The organism is Armatimonadota bacterium (assembly GCA_031081585.1).
In the GTDB taxonomy this organism is placed as follows: Bacteria; Sysuimicrobiota; Sysuimicrobiia; order Sysuimicrobiales; family Humicultoraceae; genus Geohabitans; species Geohabitans tengchongensis.
Genome location: JAVHLY010000045.1, coordinates 1 through 15,000 on the forward strand (window position 1 = coordinate 1; position 15,000 = coordinate 15,000).

The 15,000-nt window shown below is 73.8% G+C and carries 14 protein-coding genes and 1 tRNA gene; 1 reads left to right on the forward strand and 14 read right to left on the reverse strand.

The window, feature by feature from the left end; all coding sequences use genetic code 11:
- Positions 1 to 469: 469 nt before the first annotated feature.
- From RB146_13080 to RB146_13110, 7 genes are all read right to left on the reverse strand, one after another.
- Positions 470 to 546 (reverse strand) — tRNA-Ile (locus RB146_13080).
- A gap of 76 nt (positions 547 to 622) precedes the next feature.
- Positions 623 to 1,852, reverse strand: a complete 1,230-nt coding sequence (locus tag RB146_13085; protein ID MDQ7829900.1) for a M20 family metallopeptidase — start codon at positions 1,850 to 1,852, stop codon at positions 623 to 625.
- Between the two features lie 13 nt (positions 1,853 to 1,865).
- Complete coding sequence (tyrS, locus tag RB146_13090) at positions 1,866 to 3,110, reverse strand: tyrosine--tRNA ligase (protein MDQ7829901.1); 1,245 nt, start codon at positions 3,108 to 3,110, stop codon at positions 1,866 to 1,868.
- Positions 3,107 to 3,277, reverse strand: coding sequence for a hypothetical protein (locus RB146_13095; GenBank protein ID MDQ7829902.1), 171 nt, complete (start codon positions 3,275 to 3,277; stop codon positions 3,107 to 3,109). Before RB146_13095 ends, tyrS begins: the two co-directional genes overlap by 4 nt.
- Positions 3,278 to 3,284: 7 nt before the next feature.
- A complete protein-coding gene (locus RB146_13100; protein ID MDQ7829903.1) occupies positions 3,285 to 3,728 on the reverse strand; it encodes a YkvA family protein in 444 nt (147 codons plus the stop codon).
- Complete coding sequence (locus RB146_13105) at positions 3,721 to 6,114, reverse strand: endonuclease MutS2 (protein MDQ7829904.1); 2,394 nt, start codon at positions 6,112 to 6,114, stop codon at positions 3,721 to 3,723. Before RB146_13105 ends, RB146_13100 begins: the two co-directional genes overlap by 8 nt.
- Entirely contained in the window at positions 6,111 to 7,097 is a 987-nt protein-coding gene (locus RB146_13110) for a hypothetical protein (protein MDQ7829905.1), read from the reverse strand. Before RB146_13110 ends, RB146_13105 begins: the two co-directional genes overlap by 4 nt.
- 46 nt (positions 7,098 to 7,143) lie before the next feature.
- Here RB146_13110 and RB146_13115 point away from each other — a divergent pair, with 46 nt between their 5' ends.
- Entirely contained in the window at positions 7,144 to 8,136 is a 993-nt protein-coding gene (locus tag RB146_13115) for a tetratricopeptide repeat protein (protein MDQ7829906.1), read from the forward strand.
- A 39-nt stretch (positions 8,137 to 8,175) separates the two neighbouring features.
- Here the strand turns inward: RB146_13115 and RB146_13120 are convergent, their stop codons facing one another.
- The 7 genes from RB146_13120 to RB146_13150 all read right to left on the reverse strand — a co-directional run.
- On the reverse strand, positions 8,176 to 8,895 hold the full coding sequence (locus RB146_13120) for a gamma-glutamyl-gamma-aminobutyrate hydrolase family protein (protein MDQ7829907.1): 720 nt from the start codon (positions 8,893 to 8,895) through the stop codon (positions 8,176 to 8,178).
- Positions 8,888 to 10,018 carry an amidohydrolase family protein gene (locus RB146_13125; protein MDQ7829908.1) on the reverse strand — a complete coding sequence of 377 codons (1,131 nt, stop codon included), beginning with the start codon at positions 10,016 to 10,018 and terminating at the stop codon, positions 8,888 to 8,890. The genes RB146_13120 and RB146_13125 overlap by 8 nt, the downstream gene beginning before the upstream one ends.
- A gap of 2 nt (positions 10,019 to 10,020) precedes the next feature.
- Complete coding sequence (locus RB146_13130) at positions 10,021 to 11,370, reverse strand: glutamine synthetase family protein (GenBank protein MDQ7829909.1); 1,350 nt, start codon at positions 11,368 to 11,370, stop codon at positions 10,021 to 10,023.
- 29 nt (positions 11,371 to 11,399) lie between these two features.
- The gene (locus RB146_13135; protein MDQ7829910.1) at positions 11,400 to 12,548 is read right to left on the reverse strand and encodes an ABC transporter substrate-binding protein; all 1,149 of its coding nucleotides are present in this window, start codon (positions 12,546 to 12,548) and stop codon (positions 11,400 to 11,402) included.
- Positions 12,549 to 12,554: 6 nt separating this feature from the next.
- Positions 12,555 to 13,616 (reverse strand): branched-chain amino acid ABC transporter permease, encoded by a 1,062-nt coding sequence (locus RB146_13140; protein ID MDQ7829911.1) that lies wholly within the window; start codon positions 13,614 to 13,616, stop codon positions 12,555 to 12,557.
- A complete protein-coding gene (locus tag RB146_13145; GenBank protein ID MDQ7829912.1) occupies positions 13,613 to 14,497 on the reverse strand; it encodes a branched-chain amino acid ABC transporter permease in 885 nt (294 codons plus the stop codon). The genes RB146_13140 and RB146_13145 overlap by 4 nt, the downstream gene beginning before the upstream one ends.
- Before the next feature lie 18 nt (positions 14,498 to 14,515).
- Positions 14,516 to 15,000 (reverse strand): DNA-3-methyladenine glycosylase (locus RB146_13150; protein MDQ7829913.1); only part of this gene is annotated, 485 nt, incomplete at its 5' end.

Below are 15,000 nucleotides of genomic sequence, written 5' to 3' on the forward strand. Positions count from 1 at the left end.
AACTCCGGCGAGCCCTACAGCGAGCCATGGGGCGGGAGGTGACAGCGGCGTGATCATGCCGGCGCCTTCCCGAATCTCAACGAACTTTGGTATTGACTCACTTGAAGTAGATAGTTTTCATACCAGCCGGGTTCGTCCGCCCAAACCTTCTTAGGAGTCGCCACGGAAGGGACGAGAAGAAGACTACTTGAAACTATGAAAATGATTGCGAATGATCGCCGCATTGCATCTCTCCTCAAAGGAGTGGCTACTTGATTAGCTCTCTATCGTCTGTGCCGTTCTTGTGTCGGGGCATTTCAAGACAAATTGGGACAACGAGGTTCCCACTCCTTAGTGCCCAAGGAACAATGGCATCAGGCTAGGAAGGTAAGGGTGACTATTAGGAAGACACCGAGGAAATCCCCTGACAAGTCTGTGAAAGGCTAAGAATCTTGAGGCCGTCTGGACGGCCTGGAGAGCTAGGGAAGAGTGGTGGGCCCTCGTGGACTCGAACCACGGACCTCACCCTTATCAGGGGTGCGCTCTCACCACCTGAGCTAAGGGCCCGCGCAGACGGCAAACGCCGGCCGGGCGGCCGACGTCACCTGTCACACCCCTATCGTAGGCACCCCGGGGAGAGCGGTCAAGGCGACGCGCCGCCCGCCGCCATCCCCGGCAGGGCGCCTGCGGCGAAGTCCGCCCGCACCGCCTCCAGGAAGGCCGGGTCGGTGAGGAGGTCGAGGCCTACGAGCGCCATCGCCTTCGCCGCCGCCACCAGCGCCTCCCGGGCCTTCGGCGAGACCGCGGCCTCCTGGAACTCCACCGTGTGCCCCTTCAGCTCCGCCGGCCCGATGGCGATGTAGGGGTGGATGGCGGGCAGGGCCACGCTCACGTTGCCCATGTCGGTGGAGCCCATGCGCGGCCGCTCCGGGGCCGGGTCGATCGGCCAGCCCAGCGCCTCCAGGTGGCGGGCGAAGGCCTCCGCCAGCGGACGGTTCGGCCGGATGGCCGCGTAGCCGGGCACGATCTCGTACTCCAGCGTCGCCCCCGTGGCCTGCGCCGCCGCCTGGGCACAGTTGACGACCTTCGCCATGGCCTCCTGCGCGTACTCGCCGTCGGCGGCGCGCACCGAGAAGACGGCCTCGGCCCGGTCGGGGATGACGTTCACCGCCGACCCACCGTAGGTGATGATCCCGTGGATGCGGGCGTCGTCGCGCAGCTGCTGGCGCAGCAGCCCAACGGCCGCGAACAGCAGGATGAGGGCGTCCAGGGCGTTGACCCCCTCGAAGGGCGCCGAGGCGGCGTGGGCGGCCCGGCCCAGGTAGCGCACCTTGAGCCGGTTGGAGGCCAGCGACCCGCGCGCCGGCAGCGTCACGCCGGCCGGGTGGACCATGAGGGCGGCGTCCACCCCGGCGAAAGCCCCCCGTTGCAGCATCAGCACCTTGCCCCCGCCGCCCTCCTCGGCGGGCGTGCCCAGCACGAGGACGCGCCCGGGCAGGCGGTCGGCGACCCGCCGCAGGCCGATGCCCGCGCCGAGCGCCATGGTGCAGATGAGGTTGTGGCCGCAGGCGTGGCCGATCTCCGGCAGGGCGTCGTACTCGGCCAGGAAAGCCACGGTGGGGCCGGGGCGGTCGCCACCGACTTCGGCGCGGAAGGCGGTGGCGAGGTCCGCCACGGGCCGGGTGATGCGGAAGCCGTGCCGGGCCAGGGCGGCGGTGAGGACCTCGGCGGCGTGGTGCTCCTGGAAGGCCACCTCGGGGTGGGCGTGGATGTCGAGGGCGAGCGCCCACAGCTCCCCGGCGGCCTCGTCCACCGCCGCCAGGACCTCACGGCGCAGGGGCTCGACCGGATCGGGCGTCGGCGGCGTCGTCATCGCCTTCTCGCCCTCAGCCCTCCACCAGGCGCACGCGCACGAAGCGGCGCTTCCCCACGCGCAGCACGGCGCCGTCGTAGACGGCCACCTCGGCCTCGGGTTCGGTCACGCGCTGGCCGTCCACCGCCACCCCGCCCTGCACCACCAGCCGGCGCGCCTCGCTGTGGCTGCGGGCCAGCCCCACCTCCACGAGGAGCGGGACCACCCGCCGCCGCACCACGTGGGCCACCGCATCCGGTCCGCCGGGCGCCGCCAGGCGCACCTCCGGGATCTCCTCGGGGAGGCCCCCGGCCACGAAGACCTCGTCGAAGGCCCGCTCCGCCGCCTCGGCCGCCTCCCGCCCGTGCCACATGGCGACGATCTCCCGCGCCAGGCGCCGCTTGGCGTCGCGCGGGTGGAGCGTCCCCGCCGCCAGGTCGCGCAGGATGGCCGCCACCTCCTCGGGGGGCAGGTCGGTGGCGTAGGTGAAGTAGTCGGGCATGACCCGGTCGGGGATGGACATCACCTTGCCGTACATCTCCGCCGGGGGCTCGGTGATGCCGATGTAGTTGCCCAGCGACTTGCTCATCTTCTCCACGCCGTCGGTGCCCACCAGCAGCGGGGTGAGCAGCACCACCTGCGGCGGCTGGCCGAACTCGCGCTGCAGGTCGCGCCCCATCAGGTTGTTGAACTTCTGGTCGGTCCCGCCCAGCTCCACGTCGGCCTGGACCATCACCGAGTCGTAGGCCTGCGCCAGCGGGTAGAGCAGCTCGTGCAGGAAGACGGGTACGCCCTCGCGCAGGCGGGCCTGGAAGTCATCCCGCTCCAGGACGCGGGCCACGGTGACCTTGGAGGTCAGCCCGATGATATCCGCGAGCGTCAGCGGCAGCAGCCAGGTGCTGTTGAAGACGACGCGGGTGCGGGCGGGGTCGAGGATCACGCCGTACTGCTGGCGGTAGGTCTCGGCGTTGCGGGCGATCTCCTCCCGCGTGAGCATGGGGCGGGTGCGCTTGCGCTCCGAGGGGTCCCCGATGAGGGCCGTCCCGTCGCCGATGACCAGGATGGCCTCGTGCCCCAGGTCCTGGAACTGGCGCAGCTTGCGCAGGACGACGGCGAAGCCGAGGTGCAGGTGAGGGGCGGTGGGGTCCAGCCCGAGCTTCACCCGCAGCGGCCGCCCCTCGCGCAGCTTGGCCAGCAGGTCCTCCTCGGTGATGATCTCCACCGCCCCGCGGCGCAGGAGCTCGAGCTGGGCTTCGGGACTCAAGCGGGTCGTGCTCATACGTGCCCTCGCACCTCGACAAAGCCGTGCCGCTCCAGCTGGAGCGTGGTGTGGGTCAGGTCGAACTCCTCCAGGAGGAGTTCCTTCAGCCGCCCCAGGACCTCCTCCGTGTCGGCCCGGTCCTCCGGGACCACGTGGGCGCCGAACGCGTGGAGCCCCGCAGGCATGGTGCCCTCACCCCACCAGCCGGCGGCCCAGCCGCCAGACGCCCCGTCCCAGGCTGGCTACGGCCCGACCCCCGGCCCGCAGCGCCGTGCGGGTGACCAGCCGTCCCGAGCGGCCGACGCGCGCCAGGTCCGCGTCGAGCACCTCCCAGGAGAGCCCCTGCCGCGCCAGGTGGCCTTCTACCACCTCGGCGGGCGCGGCGCGGAGGGCGGTCCGCAGCGACCACAGCGCCACCGCCAGGTCGTCCAGCTGCCCCAGCACCGGGATGAAACCGGGGATGAGGTCCAGGGGCGACAACAGGTAGGCCACGCCGCCGAAGACCAGGGCCTTGGGCGCCGGCGCCACCTGCGGGTCGCGCACCACCGCCCAGGCCAGGCGGGAGTAGGCCGGCAGCCGGCTCAGAACCGGCAGCATCTCCACGCGCAGGAGCGCCGTGAACCCCGCGCTAGACATCGAGCTCCACTACCGTCACGCCCTCGCCGCCCTCGCCGGGCGCGCCGGGACGGTAGGTCCGCACGTGCGGGTGGCCGCGGAGGAAGTCCTGGACGGCGCGCCGCAGCACCCCTGTGCCCTTTCCGTGGATGAGCGTCACGCGGGGCAGCCCGGCCAGGACGGCGGCGTCCAGGTAGCGGTCCACCTCCAGGAGCGCGTCGTCGACGGTCAGGCCGCGCAGGGACAGCGCGCTGGCCGGCGTCTCGAGTACGGGCGCCACGCGCGCGGCCGTCTCGGTGCGGGGGCCGGCCGGCGCACCTGGCGCGGTGGCCGCCGCTCCTGCTCGGCTCAGGCGCAGGCCCGCCAGCGGCACGCGCAACCGCACCCGGCCCACCTCCACCTCGACCTCGCCCCGGTCGTTGGTCGCAGCCACGACCCGGCCCGTCTGCCCCAGGCCGGCGACCAGCACCGTCTGCCCCACCTCCACCTGCTGCGGCGCCTCGCCCGCCGCCTCCGCTTCGCCCCCCAACCGTTCTGCCCAGGCGGCCGCCAGCGCCTCCAGGCGCCGGCGCGCGTCCCGAGCGGCCTCCGGGGTGCGGCGGCCGCGGGCCTCTTCCAGCAGGGCTGCCACTTCGCGCCGCGCCTGCCGCACCGCTTCCTCGACCTCCCGCCGGGCTCGTCGCAGCACCTCGGCGCGCGCCGCTTCCAGGCGGGCCACCTCCGCCGCGAACCGCTCGCGCAGCGCGCCGGCCTCGGCCCGCAGCCGCTCGGCCTCCTCCCGGTCGCGCTCGGCCCGAGCCCGGTTGTGGGTCAGTTCGGCCAGCAGCTCGTCGACCCGCACCTGGTCCCGCGACAGGTACCCCCGGGCGCGCTCCACGACCGCCGCAGGGAGTCCCAGCCGGGCGGCGATGATGAAGGCGTTGCTGCGCCCCGGTTGTCCCGTGAGCAGGCGGTAGGTCGGGCGCAGCGTCTCCGGGTCGAACTCCACCGAGGCGTTCTCCACCCCGGGCAGCTGGTGGGCCAGGGTCTTCAGCTCGCTGTAGTGCGTGGTGACGATGGTCCAGGCCCCGCGCTCGTGCAGCGTCTCGATGATCGCCCGGGCCAGCGCCGCCCCCTCCGTCGGGTCGGTGCCCGCCCCGATCTCGTCGAGGAGGACGAGGGCCGGCGGCGCCAGCGCTCCCAGGATGGCGACGATGCTGCGCAGGTGGGAGGAGAAGGTGGAGAGGCTCTGCGCGATGGACTGCTCGTCCCCGATGTCGGCGAAGACCTGGGGGAAGACGCGCACGGCCGAGCCCGGTGCCGCCGGGATGTGCAGCCCCGATTGCGCCATCAGCGTCAGCAGGCCCACGGTCTTCAGGGTCACGGTCTTGCCCCCGGTGTTGGGGCCGGTGACCACGAGCGTGCGGAAGGCGCCGCCGAGCGTGACGTCGATGGGGACGACCCGCTCGCGGCCCAGGTGGTGGAGGAGCAGCGGGTGGCGGGCCCGGCGCAACTCCAGCGGGCCGTCGGCGACCAGGCGCGGCTCCGTGGCCTCCCACGCCTCGCTGAGCGCCGCGCGGGCCAGCGCCAGGTCCACCGCCCCCAGCGCCGTCAGCGTGGCTGCCATGGGCTCCGCCGCCTCGGCCACGCGGCGCGAGAGCGCCTGCAGCAGGCGCCGGACCTCGGCGCGCTCCATGGCCTCCAGCTCGCGGCGCCGGTTGCCCAGCGCGACGACCGCGAGCGGCTCCATGAAGACCGTCGCCCCGCTGCTGGACTGGTCGTGTACCAGCCCGGGGAACTGCGCCCGCGCCTCCACCTTGACCGGGACCACGAAGCGGTCGCCGCGCACCGTGATGAGCGGCTCCTGCAGCATGCGCGCGTAGGCGGGGTGGCGGAGGATCTCCATCAGCCGCTCCCGGATGCGCCGCTCCACCGTCCGCAGGTCGGCGCGGAGGCGAGCGAGGGCGGGGCTGGCATCGTCGCGCACCTGCCCCTCCTCGTCCAGCACCTGCGCGATCGCTGCCTCCAGGTCCGGCAGGGGCACCAGGCCTGCCGCCACCTGGGCCAGCCGCGGCGCGCTCTGGCGGCGCGCCTCCAGGTGCCCGCGCAGGCGGCGGACCACCTGGAGGGTGCGGGCGACCAGGAGCAGCTCGGCCGGCTCGAGCACCCCGCCGATGGCGGCGTGGTGGACCAGCGGACGCAGGTCCCCCGCCCCGCGCAGCGGCACCTCGCCGCCGCGCAGCAGGGCGACGGCCTCGCTGGTCTCCGCCTGGCGCGAGCGGGCCAGCTCCAGGTCCGCGGTCGGGAGGAGCGCCTCCGCCGCTTCGCGCCCCATGGGGGTGACGGTGCGCTCGGCCAGCAGTGCCCGCACCGTGACGTACTCGAGGACGCGCAGCGTGCGCTCGTCCATCGCTCCGGCCCGCCTCACCCGGACATCCCGCCCGGCGTCCACCTCGACGACGGCGCCGCGCTGCGCGGACCGCCCACCGCGGCGCGGTGGGGTTCCCCGGGCGGGCCGTCGCCCACCCCCAGCGCGCGCAGCACGGCCGGCGCGATGTCCGTGATCGCCGCCACCCCCGCAAACGTCCGCGCGGCGGGGCCGATCGCCAGCACGGGGACGGGGTTGCGGGTATGCCGCCGGGTGCGCCCGTCCTCCAGGTTGCCGTGGTCGCTCGTCACCAGCACGGTCAGGTCCGCCGGCCGCGCAGCCAGGACGCCGGCCAGCAGACCGTCGATCAGCCGGACCACCGTGGGGACGTCCTCAGGGATGCGTCCGTGCGCGGCCAGGTCGCTCAGGAAGAACTCGAAGACGGTCAGGTCGTGACCGGCGGCGATACCGGCCAGGACCGCACCGGCCTCCGCGGGGGTGCGCAGCGGCAGGTCGTGCCCCCACCCGCGGGGCCGTCCGTTGGTGAGGTCGTGGAAGACCGCCTCCCCGCGGCGCAGGTCGTCCACGGTCCGCAGCGGCACCGCCGCCCCCAGCGCCGCCACGGTGAAGGCGCCGTGGCGCAGGCGCCCGGCGGCGATGCCGGCGTGGTACTCGGGGGTGTAGGCGTTGGCCAGCGCCACGCCCCGCCCGGCCGCGCGGGCACGCACCAGGAGGCTCTGCTCCGCCAGCAGGGCGCGCAGCGCCGCGGTGGGATGCGCGGTGACGTGGCGGCCCACCAGCGCCGCCGCATTCAGGCCCGTGAGCAGCGCGGTCTGGCCCGTGGCGCTCTGCGGGAGGCCGGGGACCCCGAGCGTGGCGTCGGCCTGCGCCAGCACCAGCCCGGGTGCGGAGCGATCCCCGGTCCTGGATCCGTTCGCCAAAGGATGGCCGAGCAGGCCGGTGATGGCCGGTGTCGGGACGGCGACCAGCGGGTTGTGGGCCGGGTCGTCGTCGCCCACCCCGACGCCATCGAGGAAGATCACGCATACCCGCATTCTCATTATTATAGGGTCAGGATCCCTGCAGGGGGTGGGCGCGGTGCGCTTCCGCCTCCACATCCCTCCGCCGATCCTAATCGCGCTCCTCGCTGCGGCCGTGCTCCACCCGCAGGCCGCCCAGCGCCTCGCCGCCCAGGAGCCATGCGCCCAGGAGCGTCGGGATGCCTCCGCCTCCGGCGCGGACGAGTACGACTGGATCGCCCTGGGCCGGTGCCTGCTGGAGGCGGGGCAGGTGGATGCGGCGATGGAGGCCTTCCGCACGGCCGCCGAGATCGCCCCCGCCAGCGTCCTCGTCCTCGACTACCTGGGGATCGCGTATGTCCGCAAGGGCCTCCTCCAGGAGGCCCGCGAGCTGTACGCCCGTGTAGCCGCACACGGGTTGCAGACCCCAATCCACCAGGGCCTGGCCGACGCGTACCTGGCCCAGGGGGACCTGGACCGGGCCGAGGTCGAGTACACCCACACCATCGCCCTGGGCTACTACGACGCGGGGACCCTCGACCGCTTCCGCCAGGTCGGCATCGCCTTCCTGCAGCGCGGCGAGCTGGAGCGCGCGCGGCGCGTCCTGCAGCGCCTCTTCGACCTGCGTCCGCTCGATGTCGAAGCCCTGGAGGCCCTCCAGGAGGTCTACCGGCGCCTGGGGCGCCCGGTCGAGGCGGAGATCCTCCACTACCGGCACCTCATCGCCCTCTACGATGAGCGATACCGCATCGCCGCCGCGGTCCTGCGGGAGGAGCGCGTGCGCTTCCGCCTGGCGCTGGCAGGACTCTACATGACGGTCGGGCGCCTGGCTGAGGCCCGGCAGGTCCTGGAGGAGGCTGTGGACATCAACGTCGACGTGATCGTCCCGCTGGCGGTGGAGGCGCGCCTCCAGTTGGCCCGCGTCTGCTGCCTGCTGGGCGATGCCGCGGCCGCACAGCAACAGTGGGAACGCGTCCTGCAGCTCGAGCCGGGCCGGCCGGAGGCGCGGCAGGCGCTCGCGCGCCTCCAGGCTGTGGGGTGTCCCCGGGCGGTGCAGCCGTAGCGCCGTGCCCAAAGCGGCGGCACCGGGCCAGGGGGCGGATTAGCGGCCGCGGGATTCGGTGGCCGCGGCGACGAGCGCCTCGAAGAGCCGCCGCTGCGCCGGGGCGTGGCGCACCATGCGCTCCGGGTGCCACTGCACGCCCACCAGGAAGCGCCGCTCGGGGTGCTCGACCGCCTCGACCACCCCGTCGAACGCCTCCGCCACCACCGCCAGCTCCGGCGCCGGGCGCTCGACCGCCTGGTGGTGGAAGGAGTTCACCGGCACCACCGTCTCCCCCAGCAGCCGGCGTAGCGCGGAGTGCCCCGCGACGCGCACGTCGTGCGCGGCCTCCCACATCTGCAGCCGCCCGCGCTGGTTGTGCCGCCCCCGCTCCACGCCGAGCAGGGAGAGGTCCTGCACCAGCGTCCCGCCGAGGGCCACGTTGATGAGCTGCACGCCGCGGCAGATCCCCAGCACCGGCAGGTCGCGGTCGAGCGCGCGCGCCACCACCGCCAGCTCGAAGGCGTCGCGCGGCTCGTCCACCTCCAGGGTGTCGGCCACGCGGGGGTCGACTTCCTGTCCGTAGCGCCGCGGGTCGATGTCGCCGCCGCCGGCCAGCACCAGGGCCTCCACCTCGTCCACGTCCGCGGGGGAGGCCTCTCCCACGCGCAGCACGACCGGTACGCCGCCGCCGGCCGCCACGGCCTCGCGGTACCAGGCCAGAGCCTCCGCCGAACCGGTGGACCAGGTGATGCCGACGCGCGGCCGTCCGTCACTCACGGCTCACACGATACACCCGGGCGGCGTTGTCGTGCAGCAGGAGGCGGGCCACCTCCTCCCGGTCCGCGTCCAGGAAGCCCGCCCCCGTCGCCTCGTCCAGTGCTCGGGCCAGGGCCTCGCGCAGGTGACGTGCGGCCACCCAGTACAGCTCGGGGAGGGAGAAGGCGTCGGTGGCCAGCATCACCTTGCTCGCCGGCGCCAGCCCGAGCGCCTCGGCGATAGCCGGGGCGGCGCGGTGGGCCAGGAACGGGACCGTCAGCGAGAGGTCCAGGTAGACCTGCGGGTAGACCGCAGCGAGCCAGGCCGCCTCGGCGACGTACGGGTGGGCGTGCAGCAGCACCAGGGGAACCTGCGCGAAGCGGGCGTCCTCCAGCACCGGGCGCAGGTGGAGCGGGTTGGCCAGGCGCAGGTCCAGGTCGCGGTCCCCGAAGCCGGTGTGGACCTGAACCGGCAGCCGCCGCTCGGCCGCCACCGCCAGCGTGCGCAGGAAGAGCGTGTCGAGCACGGGCTGGGCGACCAGGCGCCGCCGACCGGCGGCGAACGCCACGCGCGTCTCTGCCAGGGCGGCGTCCCGCGCGTCGGCCGGCCACGACCGCACCTGCAGCCCGCAGCGGTAGGCGATGATCGACTTGAAGGCCACCACCTCGTCCGCGGCCTGGTGCAGGGCCGCATCGAAGGCCTCCTCCAGCGCCGGCCAGTCGGGAGCGTCCGGGACGAGCCGCTCCGCCACCGTCTCGACGCGCAGGATCGGCCGCAGCGGCAGGGGCAGGAGCCCGCGCATCTCCTCCAGCGTGAGGGACGCCTCCGGCCGGTAGCCGAGGTCCAGCAGCACCGCCGCCAGCCCCGCGTCGGCGAGGAGCGCCCGGGCGCGGTGCTCGAAGGGCAGGGCCGCCCGGGCGGCCAGCACCGCCTCCTCCGTGGGGGCGCAGCCGAAGAAGTGCGCCAGGTCGCGCACCGCGCGGCGGTAGAAGAGCGTGTAGGGGACGTGGTGGCGAACGATCTCGGGGAGGTCGCCTTCGGTGAAGCAGGCGCGGAACCCCTCCGCGTCCTCCGGCTGGCGGCGCAGGAAGGCGTGAGCGTGGTGGTCCAGCAGCGGGATGCCCGCGAAGGGGAGGTCGGCCACCCTCAGTACTTGAGGAGGTGCGCCTCCGCCTCGGCCTCGGCGGAGGCGTTGCGCAGCGCTTCCCACTCCCCCCGCCGCACGGCCATGTAGGAGCGGGCCAGCGGCTCCCCGAGCGCCTCGCGCAGCACGGTGTCGTCCGCCAGCGCGGCCAGCGCGTCGCCCAGGGTGGCGGGGATCGGCCGGATCCCGCGCCGCTCCCGCTCTTCCGGCGGCAGCGTGGCCGGGTCCACCTCCACCGGCTCGCCCGGGTGGAGCCCGCGCCGCACCCCGTCGAGCCCGGCCGCCAGCACCCCGGCCAGGGCCAGGTAGGGGTTGGCGCTGCTGTCCACCGTCTTGAGCTCGATGTTCATCGCGTCCGGTCCCCGCCGCGGGGTGATGACCCGGACGGCCGCCTCCCGGTTCTCCGGTCCGTAGACCGCGAAGGCCCCCGCCCAGAAATGGGGGCGGATGCGCCGATAAGAGTTCACGGAAGGGATGGTGAGCGCCGCGAGCGCAGGGAGGTGGTGCAGCAGGCCGGCGATGAAGGCATAGGCGAGCGTCGACAACCGCAGGGGATCGCCCTCGTCGTACGTCACGTTGCGCCCGTCGCGCCACAGGCTGAGGTGCAGATGGGCGCCGCTGCCGGCCCGGTCGGGGAAGGGCTTGGGGGCGAAGGAGGCGGCCAGTCCGTGGCGGGCCGCGACGCCGCGGACCGCCTCCCGCAGCAGGACGTGACGGTCGGCGGCGGCCAGCGCCGGGGCGTGGGGGATGCTCACCTCGAACTGGCCCGGCCCGGACTCCGGGTAGAGGAGGTGGACGCCCAGGCCCATCGCCTCGAGCGTCTCCACCAGCTCGGCCAGGAACGGCGCGGCCAAGTCGTAGGCGTAGCCCACGGCGAACGTGGTCTGGTCCACGGGCTCGTAGCGCCCGTCGCGCGAGCGGAGGAGGTAGAACTCCGGCTCGAAGGCGGCCCGCACCTCCAGCCCCTCCTGGGCGGCCTGCGCCACCTGCCGGGCCAGGCACGCCCTGGGGCAGTGCGCCCAGGGCGTACCGGCCTCGGTCTGGAAGGTGCCGAGCACGATGGCGCTGTGCGGCGCATAGGGGAGCGGGGTGAAGGTCGCCGGGTCGGGAACGAGCCACACCTCCCCCACCGGCCCCAGCCCGCTATCGGGCAGGACGGCGTCGTACAGCATCGGGAGGGCCTGCTGGGCCACGCTGAAGCCCACCCCGTAGCGGAGGACCCCGTCCAGGCCCGCCAGCGGGGTGGCCTTGGCCCGGATGAGGTTGGCGTTGTCGCAGTAGGTCACGCGCACCAGCCGGATGCCGGCGGCCCGCGCCCGCTCGACGAGCGCCTGTCGCGCTGCCTCGTCCACCGTCTGCTCCCTGCCCGCGCGGCGGTGCGCTACGGGGTGATCTCGGCGGCGAACGCCAGCTTGCCCCGGGTGACCTTGATCACCGTCACGCTCTTCTTCGGCACCCGCCGGCCCCCTTCATAGGTGATCGTGCCGGTGACCCCCTTGAAGCCCCGGGTGGCCGCCAGGGCGTCGCGGATCTTGGCCCGATCGGTCGAGCCGGCCCGGCGGATGGCGTCCACGATCAGGTAGAGCGTGTCGTAGCCCAGCGCGGCGAAGGCGTTCTCCGGGTTGCGGTTGTACTCCGCGCGGTACACCTTGATGAAGGCCTGCACCTCCGGCTTGGGGCTGTCCGGCTGGACGTAGGCGTGGGTGGTGAAGTGGACGTTGTCGGCGAGCTCGGGCCCGGGGACCGAGACGATGAGCGGCGTGTCGAAGCCGTCCCCGCTGACGATGGGGGTGCGGATGCCGGCCTGGCGGATCTGCTTGATGATCAGCCCGGCCTCGTTGGGCACGGCGGAGACGAAGAGCAGGTCGGGCGCCGGCCGCTGGGCGCGCAGGCGGGTGATCTGCGCCGAGAAGTCGGTGTCCCCGCCGCGGTACTGGTCCTCGAGCGCCACCGTGCCCCCGTTCTTCGTCCACCGCTCCTTGAAGAAGCGGGTGAGCGTCTTGGTGAAGTCGTAGGCCTGGTCGGTGAGGATCCAGGCGCTGCGGGCATTGAGGGTGCGGTAGGCGTAGTCGGCCGCAACGAAGGCCTGGGCGTCGTCCCCGAAGGGCGCCATGAACATGTAGTCCCCCACCTGCTCGGGGATCTGCGGGGCCGTGGCGCCGGCGGTGACGAAGGGGACGCGGGCCTTCTGGGCGATCGGCCCGGCGGCCAGCACGAAGGTGGTGTCGTTGAGCCCGCCCACGGCCACCACCCGGTGCACGTTGATCAGGCGGGACATGGCGTTCGTCGTGACGGTCTGGTCGGTCTTCCCGTCCTCCACCACCAGGCGCATGGGCCGCCCGAGCACCCCGCCGCGGGCGTTGATCTCCTTGGCCGCCAGGCGCATGCCGTTGGCGCCGGGCGCGTCGATGGAGGACATGCCGCCGGTGATCCCGTACAGCGCCCCGATCGGGATGGGCTGCGCGGCCCCCCAGGTGGGGCCGGCCACCAGGACGGCCAGCAAGGCCAGGACGAGCACGACGGTGCGCATGCCGCTCTAACCCCTCTCCTCGGCTTCCCGGGCCGGCAGGCGGCGCTGCCGCAGGTCGCGTAGGTGGCGCAGGGGGCGCCACCCCACCTCGGCCTGCCCCAGCAACCCCTCCGGCCGGTAGATCATCACGAGCACCAGTGCACAGGCGAGCACGATCTGGCTGAGCCCAAAGAGGGGCGGGATGGTCAGCCCCGCCACTACGGCGCCCTGCTCCAGGCGGCGCAGCCCCTCCGGCACCAGGGTGAGGAGCACCGCCGCCACCACCGAGCCGCTGAGACTGCCCATCCCTCCCACCACTACCATCACCACGATCTGGAAGGTGAGCAAGAAGGAAAAGGCCCCGGGGCTGATCACGGTGATCAGGTGGGCCCACAGCACCCCGGCTACCCCGGCGAAGAAGGCCCCCAGCGTCAGCGCCCCCAGGCGGTAGCGCGCCACCGGGATGCCGAGGGCCTGGGCCACCAGGTCGTCGTCCCGCACCGCCCGCAGGGCCCGCCCCACGCCGCTGCCCAGGAGGTGCCGCAGGACGACGAGGGTTGCGGCCATGCATGCCGCCACCCACCACAGCGTCGTGTACGGCGGGATGCCGTTGATGCCGAGCGCGCCGCGGGTGTAGCGGTCGAGGTTGGTCGCCAGCACCTGCACGATCACCATGAAGCCGAGGGTGGCCACCGCCAGGTAGTGGCCGCGCAGGCGCAGCACCGGCCAGCCCACCGCTACCGCGGCCAGGGCGGCCAGCGCCCCACCGGCCAGGAGCGCCGGGAGGAAGGGCCACTCCACCTGCGCCAGCCAGCGCGGCAGGTCGGGCTGCAGCATGGCCTTGCGCGCGACCGGGAAGGTGAGCAAGGTCCCGGCGTACGCCCCCACGGCCATGAAGCCCGCGTGCCCCAGGGAGAAGATCCCGGTGAAGCCGTTGGTCAGGTTCAGGCTGGTCGCCAGGATGACGTTGATGCCCACGACGTTGAGCAGCCGCAGGTGGTACTCGTTGAGGGTGCGCTCCGCCAGGAGGAGCAGGAGGGCGGCCGCCGCGGCGACCCCGCCGGCGCGCAGGAGCGCGGCCGCCCTCATCGCCCCGCCAGCACCCCCTGGGGGCGCAGGAGCAGGATCAGGATGAGCAGCGTGAAGACGAAGGCGTCGCGGTAACCGGAGAGCGCCGGCGGGAGCAGCCCGACGAAGAGGATCTCCCCGAAGCCGAGGAGGTACCCGCCCAGGATGGCGCCCGGGACGCTGCCGAGCCCGCCGAGGACAGCAGCCACGAAGGCCTTCAGCCCGGGCAGGAAGCCCATGAAGGGGTCGATGCGCCCGTACTGTCCGCCCAGCATGACGCCGGCGAAGCCGCCCAGCGCCGCGCCCAGCGCGAAGGTGAACCCGATGACCCGGTCGGTGGGGATCCCCATGAGCTCGGCGGCGTCACGGTCCTCGGCGGTGGCCCGGATGGCCGTCCCGACGCGGGTGCGGCGGATCATGAGGTGCAGCGCGGTCATGAGGCCGACCGCCAGCGCGGTGGTGAACAGGGCCATGCGGCTGACGACGACCCCGCCCAGGAGGAGGAGCCCCGCGAGCTGCGGGGGCAGGTGGAAGGGGCGCGGCTGCGCGGTCAGCGTCATCACCAGCAGGTTCTGGACGATGACCGAGAGGGCCAGGCTGACGATGAGGGCGTTCACCTCCGGGGCGCGGCGGATGGGACGGTAGGCGACGCGCTCGACGGCCAGGCCGACCGCACCGACGAGGGCGACGGGGAGGAGCAGCGCCGCCCCGAGGGGCAGGCGGGGCGCGGCCAGCAGGGCCAGCGCGGCGTAGGCGCCCAGGGCCAGCAGGTCGCCGTGGGCGAAGTTGATCAGGCGGAGCACCCCGTACACCAGCGAGAGGCCGATGGCGCTGAGCGCGTAGACCGAGCCGAGGGTCACGGCGTTCACGAGCTGCTGGGCGAGGTAGAGGGCCAGGTCCATGGCGCCGGGGCGGGCCGCTCAGGCCCGGGAGACGCAGGGGTGCCCGGCGATGGAGAAGCGCCAGGGCCGGTCGCGCCCCTCGCGGATGCCGATGCGCGGGCCGCTGGCGACCACGAGGACGCCGGGGCGGCCGTGTGCCAGGTAGAGGGGCGGGCGAGTCAGGTCCCAGCCGTTGTGGGCGCGGGTGATCCCCATGGCCTGGGTGAGCCGGCCCGGACCGGCGGCCAGGCGGTGCGCGGGCGCGGCGGGGCTGAGCCCGCGCCGGGCGCGCATCACCTCGAGGCCCTCGAGGGGTTCCAGCGCCCGCAGCAGCACGGCCCCGGCCACCCCCTCCGGCTCGGTCACGACGTTCAGGCAGAAGTGGTTGCCGTAGGTGAAATAGACGTAGGCGACCCCGGGTGAACCGGCCATGATGCGGCTGCGCGGCGTGAGGCGGTAGGCGTGGCTCGCCGGGTCGTCGCTGCCCCGGTAGGCCTCGGTCTCGACGATGCGGCCCACTAGGC

What these genes read in the sequence shown, in the direction of transcription:
- RB146_13135 (MDQ7829910.1), bottom strand. Translation starts at nt 12,548, where the DNA reads ATGCGCACCGTCGTGCTCGTCCTGGCCTTGCTGGCCGTCCTGGTGGCC.
- RB146_13140 (MDQ7829911.1), bottom strand. Translation starts at nt 13,616, where the DNA reads ATGAGGGCGGCCGCGCTCCTGCGCGCCGGCGGGGTCGCCGCGGCGGCC.
- tyrS (MDQ7829901.1), bottom strand. Translation starts at nt 3,110, where the DNA reads ATGAGCACGACCCGCTTGAGTCCCGAAGCCCAGCTCGAGCTCCTGCGC.
- RB146_13100 (MDQ7829903.1), bottom strand. Translation starts at nt 3,728, where the DNA reads ATGTCTAGCGCGGGGTTCACGGCGCTCCTGCGCGTGGAGATGCTGCCG.
- RB146_13095 (MDQ7829902.1), bottom strand. Translation starts at nt 3,277, where the DNA reads ATGCCTGCGGGGCTCCACGCGTTCGGCGCCCACGTGGTCCCGGAGGAC.
- RB146_13145 (MDQ7829912.1), bottom strand. Translation starts at nt 14,497, where the DNA reads ATGGACCTGGCCCTCTACCTCGCCCAGCAGCTCGTGAACGCCGTGACC.
- RB146_13085 (MDQ7829900.1), bottom strand. Translation starts at nt 1,852, where the DNA reads ATGACGACGCCGCCGACGCCCGATCCGGTCGAGCCCCTGCGCCGTGAG.